The organism is Methylobacterium ajmalii (assembly GCF_036448855.1).
GTDB classification, from domain to species: Bacteria; Pseudomonadota; Alphaproteobacteria; order Rhizobiales; family Beijerinckiaceae; genus Methylobacterium; species Methylobacterium ajmalii.
Genome location: NZ_JAZFXT010000023.1, coordinates 193870 through 209896 on the forward strand (window position 1 = coordinate 193870; position 16027 = coordinate 209896).

The 16027-nt window shown below is 71.7% G+C and carries 20 protein-coding genes; 6 read left to right on the forward strand and 14 right to left on the reverse strand.

The features are described from left to right. Window positions 1-49 precede the first annotated feature (49 nt). Entirely contained in the window at window positions 50-301 is a 252-nt protein-coding gene (locus V3T34_RS09835; protein WP_305077742.1) for a hypothetical protein, read from the forward strand. A gap of 37 nt (window positions 302-338) precedes the next feature. On the opposite strand, the gene V3T34_RS09840 is transcribed toward V3T34_RS09835, so the two are convergent. From V3T34_RS09840 to V3T34_RS09880, 9 genes are all read right to left on the reverse strand, one after another. After that, window positions 339-482: a hypothetical protein gene (locus V3T34_RS09840; RefSeq protein WP_167543886.1), complete on the reverse strand. Its 144-nt coding sequence runs from the start codon at window positions 480-482 to the stop codon at window positions 339-341. 95 nt (window positions 483-577) lie between these two features. Continuing rightward, window positions 578-889 carry a hypothetical protein gene (locus tag V3T34_RS09845; RefSeq protein ID WP_305077743.1) on the reverse strand — a complete coding sequence of 104 codons (312 nt, stop codon included), beginning with the start codon at window positions 887-889 and terminating at the stop codon, window positions 578-580. A gap of 182 nt (window positions 890-1071) precedes the next feature. After that, window positions 1072-1584, reverse strand: coding sequence for a metallophosphoesterase family protein (locus V3T34_RS09850; protein ID WP_091885508.1), 513 nt, complete (start codon window positions 1582-1584; stop codon window positions 1072-1074). 106 nt (window positions 1585-1690) lie between these two features. Beyond that, window positions 1691-2689, reverse strand: coding sequence for an energy transducer TonB family protein (locus tag V3T34_RS09855; protein ID WP_305077744.1), 999 nt, complete (start codon window positions 2687-2689; stop codon window positions 1691-1693). A 4-nt stretch (window positions 2690-2693) separates the two neighbouring features. Then, a complete protein-coding gene (gene tolR / locus V3T34_RS09860) occupies window positions 2694-3170 on the reverse strand; it encodes a protein TolR (RefSeq protein ID WP_060845850.1) in 477 nt (158 codons plus the stop codon). 94 nt (window positions 3171-3264) lie between these two features. Continuing rightward, window positions 3265-3957: a MotA/TolQ/ExbB proton channel family protein gene (locus V3T34_RS09865; protein WP_060845851.1), complete on the reverse strand. Its 693-nt coding sequence runs from the start codon at window positions 3955-3957 to the stop codon at window positions 3265-3267. A 41-nt stretch (window positions 3958-3998) separates the two neighbouring features. Beyond that, a complete protein-coding gene (locus V3T34_RS09870) occupies window positions 3999-4541 on the reverse strand; it encodes a Tat pathway signal protein (protein WP_305077745.1) in 543 nt (180 codons plus the stop codon). Window positions 4542-4807: 266 nt separating this feature from the next. Further along, window positions 4808-5311 (reverse strand): photosystem reaction center subunit H, encoded by a 504-nt coding sequence (locus tag V3T34_RS09875; RefSeq protein WP_305077746.1) that lies wholly within the window; start codon window positions 5309-5311, stop codon window positions 4808-4810. A 44-nt stretch (window positions 5312-5355) separates the two neighbouring features. After that, window positions 5356-5760 (reverse strand): response regulator, encoded by a 405-nt coding sequence (locus V3T34_RS09880; protein ID WP_091885520.1) that lies wholly within the window; start codon window positions 5758-5760, stop codon window positions 5356-5358. 324 nt (window positions 5761-6084) lie between these two features. Here V3T34_RS09880 and V3T34_RS09885 point away from each other — a divergent pair, with 324 nt between their 5' ends. The 3 genes from V3T34_RS09885 (at window position 6085) to V3T34_RS09895 (ending at window position 8710) form a co-directional block, all read left to right on the forward strand. Continuing rightward, window positions 6085-7098: a WD40 repeat domain-containing protein gene (locus V3T34_RS09885; protein WP_305077747.1), complete on the forward strand. Its 1014-nt coding sequence runs from the start codon at window positions 6085-6087 to the stop codon at window positions 7096-7098. 5 nt (window positions 7099-7103) lie between these two features. Beyond that, window positions 7104-7376, forward strand: a complete 273-nt coding sequence (locus V3T34_RS09890) for a hypothetical protein (RefSeq protein ID WP_060845854.1) — start codon at window positions 7104-7106, stop codon at window positions 7374-7376. A 104-nt stretch (window positions 7377-7480) separates the two neighbouring features. Then, entirely contained in the window at window positions 7481-8710 is a 1230-nt protein-coding gene (locus V3T34_RS09895) for a peptide ABC transporter permease (protein ID WP_305077748.1), read from the forward strand. Here V3T34_RS09895 and V3T34_RS09900 read toward each other — a convergent pair. The 4 genes from V3T34_RS09900 to argB all read right to left on the reverse strand — a co-directional run bounded on the left by V3T34_RS09900 (window position 8634) and on the right by argB (window position 11747). Next, entirely contained in the window at window positions 8634-8996 is a 363-nt protein-coding gene (locus V3T34_RS09900; RefSeq protein ID WP_197682160.1) for a hypothetical protein, read from the reverse strand. The genes V3T34_RS09895 and V3T34_RS09900 overlap by 77 nt on opposite strands. Before the next feature lie 362 nt (window positions 8997-9358). Next, complete coding sequence (locus V3T34_RS09905; protein ID WP_305077749.1) at window positions 9359-9781, reverse strand: metallopeptidase family protein; 423 nt, start codon at window positions 9779-9781, stop codon at window positions 9359-9361. Between the two features lie 175 nt (window positions 9782-9956). Next, window positions 9957-10688 (reverse strand): pyrimidine 5'-nucleotidase, encoded by a 732-nt coding sequence (locus V3T34_RS09910; RefSeq protein ID WP_305077750.1) that lies wholly within the window; start codon window positions 10686-10688, stop codon window positions 9957-9959. 135 nt (window positions 10689-10823) lie between these two features. Further along, entirely contained in the window at window positions 10824-11747 is a 924-nt protein-coding gene (gene argB, locus V3T34_RS09915) for an acetylglutamate kinase (protein WP_060845859.1), read from the reverse strand. Between the two features lie 321 nt (window positions 11748-12068). Between argB and V3T34_RS09920 the strand changes: the two genes are divergently transcribed. Then, on the forward strand, window positions 12069-12278 hold the full coding sequence (locus tag V3T34_RS09920; protein WP_060849203.1) for a hypothetical protein: 210 nt from the start codon (window positions 12069-12071) through the stop codon (window positions 12276-12278). Between the two features lie 16 nt (window positions 12279-12294). On the opposite strand, the gene V3T34_RS09925 is transcribed toward V3T34_RS09920, so the two are convergent. After that, entirely contained in the window at window positions 12295-13071 is a 777-nt protein-coding gene (locus V3T34_RS09925) for an MOSC domain-containing protein (RefSeq protein ID WP_305077751.1), read from the reverse strand. A 263-nt stretch (window positions 13072-13334) separates the two neighbouring features. On the opposite strand from V3T34_RS09925, the gene clpB reads away from it, so the two are divergent. After that, complete coding sequence (gene clpB / locus V3T34_RS09930) at window positions 13335-15974, forward strand: ATP-dependent chaperone ClpB (protein ID WP_305077752.1); 2640 nt, start codon at window positions 13335-13337, stop codon at window positions 15972-15974. Window positions 15975-16027 lie beyond the last annotated feature (53 nt).

The following is a 16027-nucleotide window of genomic DNA, read 5'->3' on the forward strand; positions in this document are numbered from 1 at the left end:
GAGGGACCGCCCTCAAACCGCTACGATGTCGGCGCAAGGACCGGCCGCTATGCTGAACTTCCTCCTCGGCGCCATCGCGGGCGCATTGATGGCTGCCGTGGCGACAGTCGCGGCTCTGCGTAATCCGGACATCCAGGTGAGGATGGGGATGGTCCGTCCCGAGCCGGTCGTGATCCAGACGAAACGGCCGGACCCTGTCTGCCCGCCAGCGGCGCCGGTGCAGGTGCAGGCGGGGAGCCCGCAGGTCGGCCAGCCGGAGATGCTGTTTGCCCGGCGCCGATTCTGGTCGGTGGCGCCGTAGGTCCGTTGCGCGCCCTGGACGCAATGCCTCGCAGCGATCAGACGCTGCTGAGCAGCAGCATCACCACGGTGGTCGCCGCGGTCGAGCCCAGGAAGCCGCAAAGCGCCGCCGTGAAGGAATGCGCGCCGGCGGTCGGGGTGGAGAGGCGGGACTCGGTCGAGGTCTGGGTGATGCTGGTCATGGCGAAAGATCCGATCTGGCGCGCCGAATCACGGCACCGCCCGGCGAGAGGGATAGGTTGAGCTTGGATGAAACGGTGTGCGCTTCGGCACCCCGTCAGTCGCAGCGGAAGAAGCGCTTTTCCTGCCGGACCGAGCGCAAGGCGCTCTTGAGGTCGACCGAGGCGACGCTCAGCCCGCAATCGTCGAGCTTGTCGCGGGCATCCTCGTAGCGGTCCTTGGCATCGCCGAGGTTGTCGCAGACCCGGTCGCGGTCGCCGATGCGGGCGTCCTGGCAGGCCTGGAAGCGGAGGGCACCGGCTTCGTCGATCTTGCGCTGGGCGCCGATGCAGGCCGGCTGCGCGAGGGCGGGACCGGCGGCGAGGAGCAGGACGGCGGCGACGGGCCAGCCGAACGGGAGACGACGCATGAAGGCCATCGTTGAACTCACGTACTGATTCGGGATCCGAAGCTGCGGCGATCCGCCTCAAGGATGAGGCCCGATGCCAAGCTTGCTTATTGTGACCGAGGAACGTCGTGGGCGGGCGTGGGGTTCCGCCCGAAACTGCCTGGATGCTCGCCAGGCCTGCCCGCGCGGTCGACAGGACCCGATCAGCCGGCCTTGCGACGCCGCCGGGTCGTGCGGATCGTCTCGAGGGTGACCGGGCGGAAATCCCGGGCATCGACGCCGACGTCGTATTGCCGGGTCGCCGGCGTGAGCTTGCCGTGGGAATGGCCGTGCAGGTTCAGAACCCCGCGGCCCATGCGGTTCCAGGTTCGGAACGCGTAGTGGCAGAGGACGAGGTGCTGCCCGTCGACATCGATCTCGGCGTAGTGGGCGGTGCTGAGCCAGCCCGGCGCGTCGAGCGTCGCGGACCCGTCGTTGTTGCCGACGATCAGGTGCTTGTGGCCGTTCAGGACCGCCAGCAAGGCCCGCACCCGCTCCGGCGGCGGGCCGAGAGCGAAGTCGCCGAGGTGCCAGACCGTGTCGTCGGGCTCCACCACGGCGTTCCAGTTCTCGACCAGGGCGGCATCGTGGGTCGCGAGGTCGGGGAAGGGCCGGCGATCGATGCGCAGCACCCGAGGGTCGCCGAAATGGGTGTCGCTGGTGAAGTAGATGGTCATGTGACGCAGGTCGTCCCGAGCCGGCCGGGCGCCCGGCACAGGCCGGGCCGCCGACCGGAATACCCGGGGGGCGCGACCGGGTTCCGGTCCCCCCGGGCTGACGGCCTCAGTTGAACCGCACCGGCAGGGTGAAGCTCTGCTGCGCGCCGGTGAATTCCGGCGGGGCCGGCGGCAGGCTGCCGGAGGCCGCCGCCACCGCCGCCGCGTCGATGCTGCCGTTGCCGCTGCTGCCGGCGAGGGACGCGCCGAGCACCCGGCCGGACCGGGAGACGGTGAACCGGACCGTCGCGGTGCCGGCCGCCCCGACGCTGCGGGCGCGGCCCTGGATCGCCCCGCGCACCATCGCGCCCCACATCCGTGCCGCACTGGCGCTCGCGGCCGCCGAGGCGCCGCCGTCGTTCATCCGCGACGCGGAGGCGGCGGCGCGGCGCTGGCGAGCGGCTTCCGCGCGGCGCTCGGCCGCCTGCTCGGCCTCGCGCTTGACGTCGCGCGTGGGTTTCGGCGGCGGCTTCTTCGCCTCCACGGGCTTGGGCTTCTCGACCGGCTTCGGCTTCTCGACGGGCTTGGGCTTGGCCACGGGCTTCGGGACCGGCTTCGGCTCCGGCTTGGGCTCGGTCACCGGGCGGGCCACCACGGTCGCGGGAGCGTCCTGGGCGGTCGAGGTGACGACCTGCTCCTCGGGCTCCTGCACCGCCTCGGTCACGGGCTCGGGCGGCTTCTCCATCGGGACCGCCTCGGCCGGCATCGGCTCGACCGGGGTCTCCTGCGGCGTCTCCTCCACCTTGGTCTCGGGCGGAGGCGGCGTCTCGACCGGCACGGTGTCGGAGGGCGGCTCGGCCGTCGGCACCGTGGTCGGCGGGGTCACGTCGGTCGGCGTCGGCGTGCTCTCGCTGTCCTTCGACTCGTTCGGCACGTCGACCGCCGCGAGATCCGGCGCCAGATCGATGGTGATCTCGTTCTCGCCCGGCGGCGTCGGGGCGCCGCGCCAGTAGGTGAGGGCGAAGAGGCCGCCGGCATGGAGCGCCAGCGCCACCAGGAAGGCGGCGCCGAGCCCCGTCCCCGGCTCGCGCGGCTCCGGCGCGTCGGTCGTCACGGTCTGGCTCATCGGATCAGCGCGGGGCCGCCGGGGCCGGCGCGGCGGCGGCAGCCCCGCCCGACGGCGCGTTGGCGATCAGCGAGACCTTGGCGAAGCCGGCCTGGCCGACGAGGCCCATGACTTCCATCACCTTGCCGTAGGGCACGTCCTTGTCGCCGCGCACCAGCACGGTCTGGCCCGGGTCCTCGGCGGCCGCCTGCTTGAGGCGCGCGAGCGCGGTGTCGGCCGGCAGTGCCTCCTTGGCCAGGAAGGCCTGGCCGTCCTTGTCGACCGAGACGACGACGGGCTTCTTCGATTCGGCGCTCTTGGCCGCCGCGGTCTTCGGCAGCTGCACCGGCACGCCGACGGTCATGAGCGGCGCGGCGACCATGAAGATGATCAGGAGCACCAGCATCACGTCGACCATCGGGGTGACGTTGATCTCGGACATCGGCGCGGCGTCGAAGCCATCCTCGTCGCCGGCGCCGCCCTGCACAGGTCCCATACCCATCTGGCGGGCCTCTCCCGGAGCCTGCCGCGACGGGGCAGGCGAAGTCGTGAAACCAAGGGGCGCGGGGGATTTCCCGCGCCGGCTCGCGCCGCGCCTACTCGGCGGCGGCGCTGCGGGCGTGGTGGCCGCGGTCCCGGGCCAGCCGGTTGCCGAGGATGCCGATGCCGGAGACGAACGAGGCCTGCACCTTGGCGAGGTCGGTCGAGAACTTGTTGTAGGCGAGCACCGCGGGGATCGCGACCACGAGGCCGATCGCGGTGGCGAACAGCGCCTCGGCGATGCCCGGGGCCACCACCGCGAGGCTGGTGTCCTGGCTCTTCGCGATCGACGAGAAGGAGTTCATGATGCCCCAGACGGTGCCGAACAGGCCGATGAACGGCGCCGCCGAGCCGGCGCTGGCCAGGAACGGCAGGCCGATCTGCAGCCGCTTCAGGTCGAGGGTGAGCACGGCCCGCATGGCGCGCTCGATGCGCTCGCGCCGCTCGGCCCGGGTCTCGCTGGCGTCCTGGTCGCGCCAGGCCTCCTGGGCGGCGCCGACCACGCGGGCGGAGATGCCCGAGCGCGCCTCCGGCATGCCGCCGCTGGCGACGAGGCGGGCGAAGGCCTTGGCCTGGCGGCGGGCACCGGCGATGCGCACCACCTTCTCGATGATGATCGTCCAGGAGACCACGGAGGCGAGGACCAGGAGGATCATCACCCCCTTCACGATCGGGTCGGCCTGCAGGAAGAGGCCGAGGAAGGAGAAGTCGTGGCCGGCGGTCGCGGCGGGCGCGGTGGTCGGATCCATCTCGGCGGGCTCCGGAAGAAGGGAGGAGGGGGAAGCGGCGGTCAGCGCACGAACGGTGCGGCGCCCTTTGCGGAGGACGGCTCGATGCGATCGAGGCAGGCTTCGCGGGTCAGGTCGTGACCCGAGGCTTCCTTGCCCTCGCAGGCGGCCACGTCGTTGAGCAGCACCCGGCCGACCTGCGGGCAGGGGGTGGGGGCGATCTCGAACTGGCGGAGCGCCGTCTTGCGGGCCGGCACCGGGCCGAGCTCGACCATGCTGCGCTTCTGCACCACGCCGTCGGTGTCGAAGGCGTAGAGATCGAGGCGCAGCGACTTGATCGCGCCGCCCTTGCCGTTCTCGACGATCATCACCGCCTTGCAGGCCTCGCCGGCGGTCTCGAGCTTGTTCAGCTCGACGCGTAGCGGCGCGCCGGCGCCGGCCGGGGTGACGGCCGCCTGGGTCACGGCCGCGGGGGCCGCAGAAGGGGCTTCGGTCGCGGCGGCGGGGTGGGCCGTCGCGGCGGCGAGCAGCACCAGCGACGGCACGAGGCGAAAGGCTAGGCCGGGGGGACGGCCCCGGCGGCGCGGCAACCCTTGCGTCAGCACGTCTCGAACTCCTCTGGACGGCGAACACGAACGGGCCGTCCCTGCGCGCACCGTCTGCCCGGGCGGGCAACGGTGCGACGCCGCTCGCGGCTCCCGCTCCGGTTCGTCGGACAAGGCCGGTTCCGGCCCGGGAAAGCCCCGGACCGCCGACACGACCGAACTAGCGAGGTGGCCGGGCAGGATCAAGGCCGCCGCAGAAACTCAGAGGAATTCCAATCTGTTACAGGGATCCGGGATAATTCGGCAATTCGATTGCCGGCCGGCCTCTACTTCTTCGTCGGCTCGGCGGCGGTCTCCGGGGACTTGGTCGGCGTCTTGGGCTCCGCCGGCTTGCTCTCGGAGTTCTTGCTCTCGGGCTCCTTGCCGTCCTGCACCTTCGGCTTGCGAGCCTCCTCGACGGCCTCGGCCTTCTCCTCGTCGGTGTCGCCGCCCTGGTCGATCGCCCGCTCGGGGTTGGCGATCAGCCCGCGCAGGACCGTCAGGACCCGGGCGCAGACCTCCGGGTGCTTGTAGGTGTCGAGCACCACCGCGGCATCGCGCAGGGTACGCAGGTCGCGCACGGCCTGCTCGTTCGCGGACTTCTTCAGTTCGGACGACTTGGCGATCACGTCCTCGAGCCGCAGGCCGACGATGTCGCAGGTCGCACTCGGCGCTGCCGCCGTCGGGGCGGGGGTCGCGTCCTTGGGCGTGGCGTCCTTGGCACCCGCGGTCAGGGCCTGGACGGCGAGGAGGCCGGCCAGAAGACCGGTCATGACGAAGGGCGCGCGCATCGGTGTCTGTCTCCAGAAGGGATGGAACGGGTTCTCGGGTCGGGTCAGTGCCCGAGGATCCGGTTGGCGAGGGCCACGATCTGGCTCGGGCGGTAGGGCTTGGGGACGAAGACCGAGCCGGTGACGGCCTCGCCCGCCGGCAGGGCGTGGCGGCCGCCCGAGGTATAGACGACCGGCAGGCGCGGGCAGTGGCGCCTGGCGTCGCGGGCGAGTGCGACCCCGTTGGTGTTGCGGGCGAGGTCGATGTCGGTGAACAGCATGTCGACCCGCTCGGCCTGCAGGATGCGCTCCGCCTCGACCGCGTCAGCGGCGGTCAGCACGCGATAGCCCTCGTCCGCCAGGGCCTCGGCGGCGATCTCGCAGACCATCGCCTCGTCCTCGACCACCAGCACCGTCTCCCAGGAGAGGGCGGTGGGCGGCACCATCGCCGCGTAGGCAAACTGGATCATGACGCAACTCGCTTCCCGGGAGGGTAGGGGCCGCCGGCTCGCCCGAGGTGCGGTCCGGCGACGGTTCGAGGGAAGAACCGCCGGAACCGCAGCCGTGTTCGGGGTGGATCCATCGAATTGACGGGGTTTGGTGAGCGAAGCCTTAACCCTGCGGGACGGCCGGTTAATGCCCGCGGGAACCGGCCCCGCCCGCGCAATCGAACCCCCGCGCACCCCCCGCGCACCCTTGCGCGATGCCCTCCCGTGTGAGAGGCCCGCCCCTCCGGGTTCGGGAGAACCGGCCCCTCCCGCCCGGGCGACGCCCCAGAGGTTCAGAGACGAGCGATGAGCGCCTCCGCTGCCCCCTCCCTCACCCAGCAGGTCACCGACGTGGCGGCCGGCGCCCACGTCATCGCGGCGCACTGGCTCGGCCGGACCCTCGCCCTGTCCCTCGGCGACGGGACGGTGCTGCTCGTCCATGAGGGTAGCGAGACCGCGCGGGTCGAGGCCCATCCCGAGGCCGGGATCCTGGTGGCGGCCGGCGACGGCAAGCGCCTCGTCACCGGGGGCGACGACGGCCGGGTCGTCGCGATCAAGGCCGGCGGCACGGCCGAGCCGGTCGCGACCGCGCAGGGTGCCGCCTGGATCGACGCCCTGGCCCTGCATCCCGACGGCGGGGTCGCGTTCGCCGCGGGCAAGCGCGTCGTCGCCCGCGATGCCAAGGGCCGGGAAAAGGTGTTCGAGGCGCCCTCGACCGCCCGCGGACTCGCCTTCGCGCCCAAGGGATATCGGCTCGCGGTGTCGCATTACGGCGGGGCGACGCTGTGGTACCCCAACCTCGACACCCCGCCCGAGCCCCTGACCTGGAAGGGCTCGCACATCGACGTCACCTGGTCGACGGACGGGCGCTTCGTCATCACCACCATGCAGGAGAACGCCCTGCACGGCTGGCGCCTCCAGCCCGACCGCGGCCACATGCGGATGACCGGCTACCCCGCCAAGGTGCGCTCCTATGCCTGGTCCTCGGACGGGGACTGGCTGGCGACGAGCGGCGCCGAGGCCGTGATCGTGTGGCCGTTCGATTCCAAGGAAGGCCCGACCGGCAAGGCGCCGCGGGAATGCGGCGTGCGCCCGGCCCGGGTCTCGCGGGTGGCCTTCCACCCGAAGTCCCCGGTCCTCGCCGCGGGCTACGAGGACGGCTGCGTGCTGCTGATCCGCTTCACCGACGCCTCCGAGCTCCTGGTGCGCCCAGCGGTGCGGGGCAGCGCCGTGACGGCCCTGAGCTGGCACGCGGGGGGCGAGCACCTCGCCTTCGGTTGCGCCGACGGGCAGGCCGGCCTCCTCAGCCTGCCGCGCTAGGGGCCATGGGCCTCCTCGGCGCCTTCCGCCGACGCCCGGGACCGGACGCCGCCGCGCGGGCCCGGGTCGCGGCGGCCGCCCGCCGGCTCGGCGGCTTCGGCCCCGAGGTGAGCCTGACGGTGAGCGAGATCGTCTGCGCCGATCCGGCCTGCCCGGGCACCGAGACGGTGATCCTGGTGATGCTGCCGGGCGCCCGCTCGCGCGCCTGCAAGATCGGGAAGCCCCTGGAGGCGGTCACGGACGAGGACGTGGCGACGGCGCTCCGGCCGCCCGGCTGAGGCGCGCCCGCCTCAGTGTTGCGCTCCATCTACAGCGCACGAGCCGCCCTCTCGACTAGGAGGGGAGAACGGCGCCCGCCGGGCCGCCAGCCGGAAAAGCCGCCATGCCGCGCGCGACGACGCACACCACCGATCCCGCCGTCGATGCGGCGGCGCTGCTGCGACGCCTCGCCTTCTTCGGCCTGACCGTGGTGATCCCGGTCACCGCCCTGGTGTCGCGGCGCTCGGTGGTGATCCTGGCACCGATCGGCATCGCGCTCCTGATCGTCGCGGCTTTCCTCGACGGAGCCCAGCGCCCGCTGGCCGCCGGGCTGGCGCGCCTGGGCGGCGCCAGGGCGATCCTGGCCGGCGTCCTCCTGCTCGGCTGGTGCGCGCTCTCGCTGGTCTGGACGCCGTTTCCCGGCCCGGCGAGCGAGCGCCTGCTCAACCTCGCCGCCACTGTGGGGCTGACGGTGGCGGGCTACCTCGCGCTGCCCGACCGGATGCGCTCGGCCAACCTCTACCTCCTGCCGCTCGGCGTCGGTGCGGCGGCGATCGGGGCGATTCTCCTCGGGCTGTCCGGCGGCACCGCCGTGAGGAGCGCGCTCGAGGACGACGGCGCCCTCGAGCGCGGCGCGATGCTGCTCGCCCTGCTGGTCTGGCCCGCCGCCGCCTGGCTGCGCTCGCGCCGGCGCGACATGCAGGCCCTCGGCCTCGCCCTGGCGGTCGCGGTCGCCCTGGTGCTCTCTCCCGGTCCCGTGCCGCTGCTCGCCCTCGCGGTCGGGGCCGCCGCCTTCGCGCTGTCGGCCTGGCGCCAGGGGCTCGGGGTGCGGGTCACAGCGGGCGTGGCCGCGGGCCTCGTCGCGCTGGCGCCGCTGCTGCCCTTCCTGCTGCGGCCGCTGCTCACGCCGGTGCTCGGGCCGCTCCATCCGACGATCCTGTCGCTGAAGGCCTGGCAGCGGGTGGTGACGACCGAGCCGCTGCGCCTGATCACCGGCCACGGCCTCGAGACGGCCCTGCGCGGCAAGGTGATCGGCATGCTGCCGATCAACGCCCCGGCCTCGCTGCTGTTCGAGATCTGGTACGAACTCGGAATCGTCGGCGCCTTCGCGGCGGCCTTCGTGCTGTGGAACGGCATCCGCCATTCCGGCCGAGAGCACCCGGTGCTGACACCCGGCGCGATGGCGACCGCCGCCACCGCCTTCGCCTCCGCCTGCCTCGGCATCGGCACCACGGCGAGCTGGTGGTTCACCAGCGTGACCGTGGTGGTGCTGGTGTTCATCGCCGTGGAGCGCGGGCAGTTCCGCACCAGCCGCCCGAAGGCGAGCGCCCTGCCGCCGCGCAGCGCGGCGTAGCCTCAGGCGCCCGCGCCGCCCGGCACGGGGACCGGGCACTCCGGTCGGCGAGCCAGGCCCGTGCCGCGTCGAGGGTCGGGAAGGCCGGCGGGCGCGGCTCGCCGGAGGTCGGCCCGAACCCGGCCTCCAGGAACCAGTGCCGGCCGACGCCGAGTTCGCCGTGCAACTCGGGATCGAGCAACGTCAGGACGCCGATCAGGCGCCCGTCGCGATAGGCCAGGCGGCCCTCGCTGTCGCTGCTGCCGGTGTCGATGCGGATGGGGTCGAGGATGATGCGGCTGGACATGTCGGGGATCGCGGTGACGACCGGATCGCCGGTCCGTCCTCGCCGATAGGGGAAGCCCCCGCTCGCCGGCAATCGTCTCGCCGTTATACTGCCCTGGGGCATGATCGAGCCGACAGGACGCTGTTCCGGGTCTGAAACGATCGCCGGACCAAGGGCTTGGGCCGGCGCAGACGCGCGATCTAACGGCGCTTCATCCTAGAACGTTAGAACTAGGGCCTTCCGGCGCGGAGGCGGTCGGCCTAAGCAGACTTTGCGTTGGCAAGCCAACCCTTCGCCCGCTCAGGCTCTTGTTCCGTCGCGGATTTTCGGCGCCGAACCGGTCACCACTTCGGTGAAATCTGCTCAGCTCGCGCCCGGCGAAATCACGCCTCGGCCGCCGCCTCGATCGCCGCCATGTCGTCGTCGGACAGGCCGACATGGTGGCCGATCTCGTGCACCAGCACATGGGTTACGAGATGGTCCAGGGTCTCGTCGTGCTCGGCCCAGTAGTCGAGGAGGGGCCGGCGGTAGAGCCAGACCATGTTGGGAAATTGCCCGGTGGCGAGATGGAGGGCGCCGCCGCCCTGGGCCAGGCCGGTGCCGCGAAACAGGCCGAGGAGGTCGAACTCGCTCTCGCAGCCCATCTCCTCCAGGGTCTCGTCGTCGGGGAAATCCTCGACGCGGATCACCACGCCGTCGCACAGGGCCCGGAACCCCTCCGGCAGGCGCGCGAAGGCCGCCTCGGCCAGGGCCTCGATGGCGGCGAGGTCGGGGGCCTTGCGTCCGCTCCAATCGGTCTGGGACATCTCGTCTCCGGGCGCGAGTCTCACCACAGCTGCAATTGCCGGCCGAGCAGGAAGGCGAGCCCTGCGAGCGCGATGCCGCCGAGCCCGCGGCCGATGCGCCGGCCCCAGATCTCCACTGGGTCGTCGGCGTCCGGCCCGCGACCGTGCGGGTCCCGCCCGGGGCGTTCCTGCGGGCTCACGCCGCCAGCGCCGGGGCGACCCGATCGGTCAGGAAGCCCGCGAGGTCGTTGGTGATGTGGTCGATATGGGGCGCGCGCACCGCCTCCTGCTCGAAGCTCTCGCGGAACGGGTCGATGGTGCGGGGCACCACCAGCACCGTCGCCATGCCGAGGTCGTGCGGAACGACGAGGTTCTTGGCCATGTCCTCGAACAGGGCCGAGCGCGTCGGGTCGACCCCGTGGCGGTCGAGGAACTTCTCGTACGCGCTGCGCTCGGGCTTGGGCACGAAGTCGGCCGCCGCGATGTCGAACACGTCCTCGAAATGGTCGAGGATGCCGAGCTTCTTCGCGACGTTCTCGGCGTGCCGGCGCGAGCCGTTGGTGAGGATCAGCTTGCGGCCGGGCAGGCCCTCGATCGCCAGGCCGAGGCCCGGGTCGAGGGCGATGCTCGAATGGTCGATGTCGTGGGCGAAGTCGAGGAAGTCGTACGGGTCGATCTTCCACTCGGCCATCAGGGCGCGCAAAGTCGTGCCGTAGCGGTGATAGAAGTATTTCTGCAGGGCACGGGCCGAGATCCCGTCGAGGCCGAACAGGTTCATCACGTAGAGCGTGATGCGCTCGTCGACCTGCGGCCAGACCCGGGCGTCGTGGGGATAGAGCGTGTTGTCGAGGTCGAACACCCAGGTATCGACCCCGGAGAAGCCACGGGCCTCGGGCGCGGTGAGGTGGCTCTCGCCTGGCAGCAGCAAGGGACGATCCGGCGACGGGGGCCCCACGGCCCCGGGCGCCTAGATTAAGCGAGGCGGGGCGGAAGGGAAGACGAAAGAAGGCTCCGACGGACCGGGCGGCCGCGAGAGGCGGCCGCCCGGTCGTCCGATGGCGTGTCAGGACCGGCGGATCAGGGTGCCGGCGCCGTAATCGGTGAACAGCTCGAGCAGCACCGCGTGCGGCACCTTGCCGTCGAGGATGACCACCGCTTCGACGCCCTGCTCCAGCGCGTAGATGCAGGTCTCGATCTTCGGGATCATGCCGGCCGTGATGGTTCCGTCGGCGATGAGCCGGCGGCAATCCTCGATCGACAGTTCCGGGATCAGCTTCTTGTTCTTGTCGAGCACGCCCGGCACGTCGGTCAGCAGCAGCAGGCGCTTGGCCCGCATCGCCCCGGCGATCGCCCCCGCGAAGGTGTCGGCGTTGACGTTGTAGGTCTGATTGTCGGCGCCGACCGCCACCGGGGCGAGGACCGGGATCAGCTCGGCCTTCAGCACCGCGTCGAGCACCGTGCGGTCGACGTGCTCGGGCTCGCCGACGAGGCCGAGATCGACGTGGCGCTCGATGTGCGAATCCGGGTCGGTCACCGTGCGGGCGGCGCGGCGCGCCCGCACCATGTTGCCGTCCTTGCCGCACAGGCCGATCGCCTTGCCGCCCTCGGCCGAGATCCAGCCGACGATCTGCTTGTTGATCGAGCCGGCCAGGACCATCTCGACCACCTCGACGGTGGCCTCGTCGGTGACGCGCAGGCCCTCGCGGAACTCGGACTTGATGCCGAGCCGGTCGAGCATGCGGCCGATCTGCGGCCCGCCGCCATGGACCACCACGGGCTTGAGGCCCGACTGCTCGAGAAGCACGATGTCCTCGGCGAAATCCTCCGCGGCGGCGCGGTCGCCCATGGCGTGGCCGCCATACTTGATGACGACGACCTCCTCGTCGTAGCGCTGCATGTGCGGCAGCGCCTGCACCAGGACCTCGGCCCGCACGTGCACGTTGGGCAGCTGGACGTCGGGCTGCTTGTCCGCTCCGGAATCGCTCATCGCGGCGGGTTTCCTCTCGCTAGGTCGGGCCGCGGCGCGGAAGGCGGGCGCGCGGCCGGGGCAAGGTTCGGCCGCGGCACGCGGCCGGGACGGCGCGGGTTTCTACGCATCATCGCGCGGCCTGTCACACCGAAATCGCGCGGTCGCGCGCTTCCGGGCGACGGGCATGCCCCGCAGGGGATCGCCGGCATCCGGCGGGGGTTCTGGCGGGCCCGCGCGACGGTTCGATGACGGGGGCCGACCCCGGTTCGCGTCGGTTGCATTTTACGGGAAATTTACCACGTCCGGCACAATCTGGGGACGGTTTCACGGATGCCGACGATGCGCCCCGCCGATCTCCTCCTGCCGCGCCCCGCCCTCACCAACCCCGCGCTGCTCGCCGCCACGGTGAACTCCCTCAGCGACCGCGCCGCGAACCGCCAGGACCTCTGGCGCCTGCTTACCGACAGCTACACGGTCGACCTCGACGCCGTCGCCGCGGTGCTGCCGCGCCGGGAGCCGGAGCCGGCCTGGTTGCCGGCCAAGCGCTGAGCCGGACGCCGGACCGTCAGCCCGCCACCCGCAGCACGTCCCCGGGCCGCACCTCCCCGCCCGACACCACCTCGGCGTAGATCCCGCAATCGGCATGGCCGAGGTGCTTCTGCAGCGCTTCCGGGATCGCGCGGTCGCGCTCGCCCGTGACGGGGTCGACGTTGGTGGCGGCGCAGCGCACGATGCGCTTCGTCACCTTCAGGCGCAGGCCCGCATCGGTCGCGAGTTCCGACCCGACGAGGTCGAGCTCGGCGAAGGCCGGCAGCCCGGTGACGTGCAGGTTGCCGCGAAAGCGCAGGGGATCGACCGGCGCCCCGACCATGTCCTCGACCGCCGCCACGCTCGCCAGGTTGATGAGCGAGACGTATCCGCTGCGCGAATCGGTGAAGCGATAACCCTCAGGCGCCGCCAGGACCTTCGGCGGGCCGCGCAACTCCTTCGGCAGGAAGCGGCGAAAGAACGCCTCGATGGCGAGCCGGCCCTCCCGCGTGGCGAGGTCGCCCCGCGCCGCCTCCCGGTCGCCCTCGCGGATCGTCAGCACGCCGGTGGCGTCGTCGTAGGACGTCTGCAGCCGGGCCAGGGCCTCGTTGCGCATCAGCATCAGGTACTTGATCTTCGGCTGGTGCACCGGAGCGGCGGGGTCGAAGCCGCTCGGGCCGTTCTCGACCGCGAACAGCCGGTCGCTCGGGAAATAGTTGCCGGCCGTGAGGGCCGCCGCCGTCAGCGGCTCGGGCGAAAGACCCTTCACCGGATAGCGGTGGAGGGCGGCGACGGTGAGGGCAGGGCTGCTCATGGCTCCTGCCTAGCGCGATTGGTCGGCGCAGGGAATCGGGCCCGGCCCGCGCCCTTGCAGCCATCCGCGCACCGCATGTCCCGCAACCGTGAAATCGGCGGGCCGCCCCTTGTGTTACCGATATGTCACACCACATGGGGAGGGCCGGCAGCTTCCTGGAAGGGCCGGCGCCCGGCGCGCGACGACCGCGCGATGGCGAACCCTTCGGTCCCACCGATGCCTCGTCACGAGGGCGGGAGGATCGGCCAAGGAGGAGCGCATTCATGAACTTCGAAAAATACACCGAGCGGGCGCGGGGCTTCGTGCAGTCGGCCCAGTCGCTGGCCCTGCGCGAGGGCCATCCGCAGCTGTCGCCCGCCCACGTCCTGAAGGTGCTGCTCGACGATCCCGAGGGCCTGTGCGCGGGCCTGATCGACCGCGCCGGCGGCCAGTCGCGCGTGGCGCTCGCCCAGACCGAGGCGTGGCTTTCCAAGCAGCCGAAGGTCTCGGGCGGCGCCTCGCAGCCGCAGGCGACCCGCGAGCTGATGCGCCTGTTCGACACCGCGGAAAAGGCCGCCGAGAAGGCGGGCGATTCCTACGTCACCGTGGAGCGCCTGCTGCTGGCGCTGGCGGTCGAGAAGGATACGGATGCGGGCAAGATCCTGGCCCAGGCCGGCGTCACCGCGGCCTCGCTCAACGGCGCCATCAATGCGCTCCGCAAGGGCCGCACCGCCGACAACGCGACGGCCGAGAACGCCTACGACGCGCTGAAGAAGTATGCCCGCGACCTCACCGAGGCGGCCCGCGACGGCAAGCTCGACCCCGTGATCGGCCGCGACGAGGAGATCCGCCGCACCATCCAGGTGCTGTCGCGGCGCACCAAGAACAATCCCGTCCTCATCGGCGAGCCAGGCGTCGGCAAGACCGCCATCGTCGAGGGGCTGGCGCTTCGCATCGTCAACGGCGACGTGCCGGAATCGCTTCGCGACAAGCAGCTCCTCGCCCTCGACATGGGCGCCTTGATCGCCGGCGCGAAGTATCGCGGCGAGTTCGAGGAGCGGCTGAAGGGCGTGCTCTCCGAGGTCACCGCCGCGGACGGCCAGATTATCCTGTTCATCGACGAGATGCACACGCTCGTCGGCGCCGGCAAGGCGGACGGGGCGATGGACGCCTCGAACCTGCTCAAGCCCGCGCTCGCCCGCGGCGAGCTGCACTGCGTCGGCGCGACCACGCTCGACGAGTACCGCAAGCACGTCGAGAAGGATGCGGCGCTCGCCCGCCGCTTCCAGCCGGTCTTCGTCTCGGAGCCGACGGTCGAGGACACGGTCTCGATCCTGCGCGGCATCAAGGAGAAGTACGAGCAGCACCACAAGGTCCGGATCCAGGATTCGGCGCTGGTGGCGGCCGCGACCCTGTCGAACCGCTACATCACCGACCGCTTCCTGCCCGACAAGGCGATCGACCTCGTCGACGAGGCGGCTTCGCGCCTGCGCATGCAGGTCGATTCGAAGCCCGAGGAGCTCGACAACATCGATCGTGAGATCGTGCGCCTGAAGATCGAGGGCGAGGCTCTCAAGAAGGAGACCGATTCCGCCTCCCGCGACCGCCTGCAGCGGCTGGAGAAGGAGCTCGGCGACCTCGAGGAGCAGTCGGCCTCGATCACGGCACGCTGGAAGGCCGAGAAGGACAAGCTCGGCCGGGCGGCCGAGCTGAAGACGAAGCTCGACGCGGCGCGAAACGACCTCGCGGCGGCGCAGCGCCAGGGCCAGTACCAGAAGGCGGGCGAGCTCGCCTACGGCATCATCCCGGGGCTGGAGCGGGAACTCGCCGAGATCGAGGCTCGGGGTGCCGACGGCTCGCGCGGCAACGGGTCCGGGATGATGGAGGAGGCGGTGACGCCGAGCCACGTCGCCGGGGTCGTCTCGCGCTGGACCGGCGTGCCGGTCGACAAGATGCTGGAGGGCGAGCGCGAGAAGCTGCTCGGGATGGAGGCGGCGCTCGGAAAGCGCGTCGTCGGCCAGGCCGAGGCGGTGGTGGCCGTGGCGACCGCCGTGCGGCGCGCCCGCGCCGGCCTGCAGGACCCGCACCGGCCGATCGGCTCGTTCATGTTCCTCGGCCCCACCGGCGTCGGCAAGACCGAGCTGACCAAGGCGCTCGCCGGCTTCCTGTTCGACGACGACACGGCGCTGGTGCGCATCGACATGTCCGAGTACATGGAGAAGCACGCGGTGGCCCGCCTGATCGGCGCGCCTCCGGGCTATGTCGGCTACGAGGAGGGCGGCGCGCTGACCGAGGCCGTGCGGCGCCGGCCCTACCAGGTCGTGCTGTTCGACGAGGTCGAGAAGGCGCATCCGGACGTGTTCAACGTCCTGCTGCAGGTCCTCGACGACGGCCGGCTCACCGACGGGCAGGGGCGGACGGTCGATTTCCGCAACACGCTCATCGTCATGACGTCGAATCTCGGCTCCGAGTACCTCGTCAACCAGCCGGAGGGCCAGGATACCGACGTGGTGCGCGACGACGTGATGAACGTGGTCCGCTCGCACTTCCGCCCCGAGTTCCTGAACCGGGTCGACGAGATCATCCTCTTCCACCGCCTGCAGCGGCAGGAGATGGGGGCGATCGTCGACATCCAGCTCGGGCGCCTCGCCAAGCTCCTGGAGGATCGCAAGATCACCCTCGACATCGAGCCCGACGCCCGCGCCTGGCTCGCCGACAAGGGCTACGACTCGGCCTACGGCGCGCGCCCGCTGAAGCGCGTGATCCAGAAAGCGGTGCAGGACCCGCTCGCCGAGCAGATCCTCGCCGGCCGGGTTCACGACGGCGAGACGGTGCCGGTGCGCCTCGGCCCCGCCGGCCTGTTCATCGGCGACCAGTCGGTGTCGCCGGACGAGCGCCGGCCGGCCCATGCCCTGCTGAACTGACGACCGTGGGGCCCGCTTCCCCGGAGGAGGCGGGCCCTTTCTCTACGCAGGAT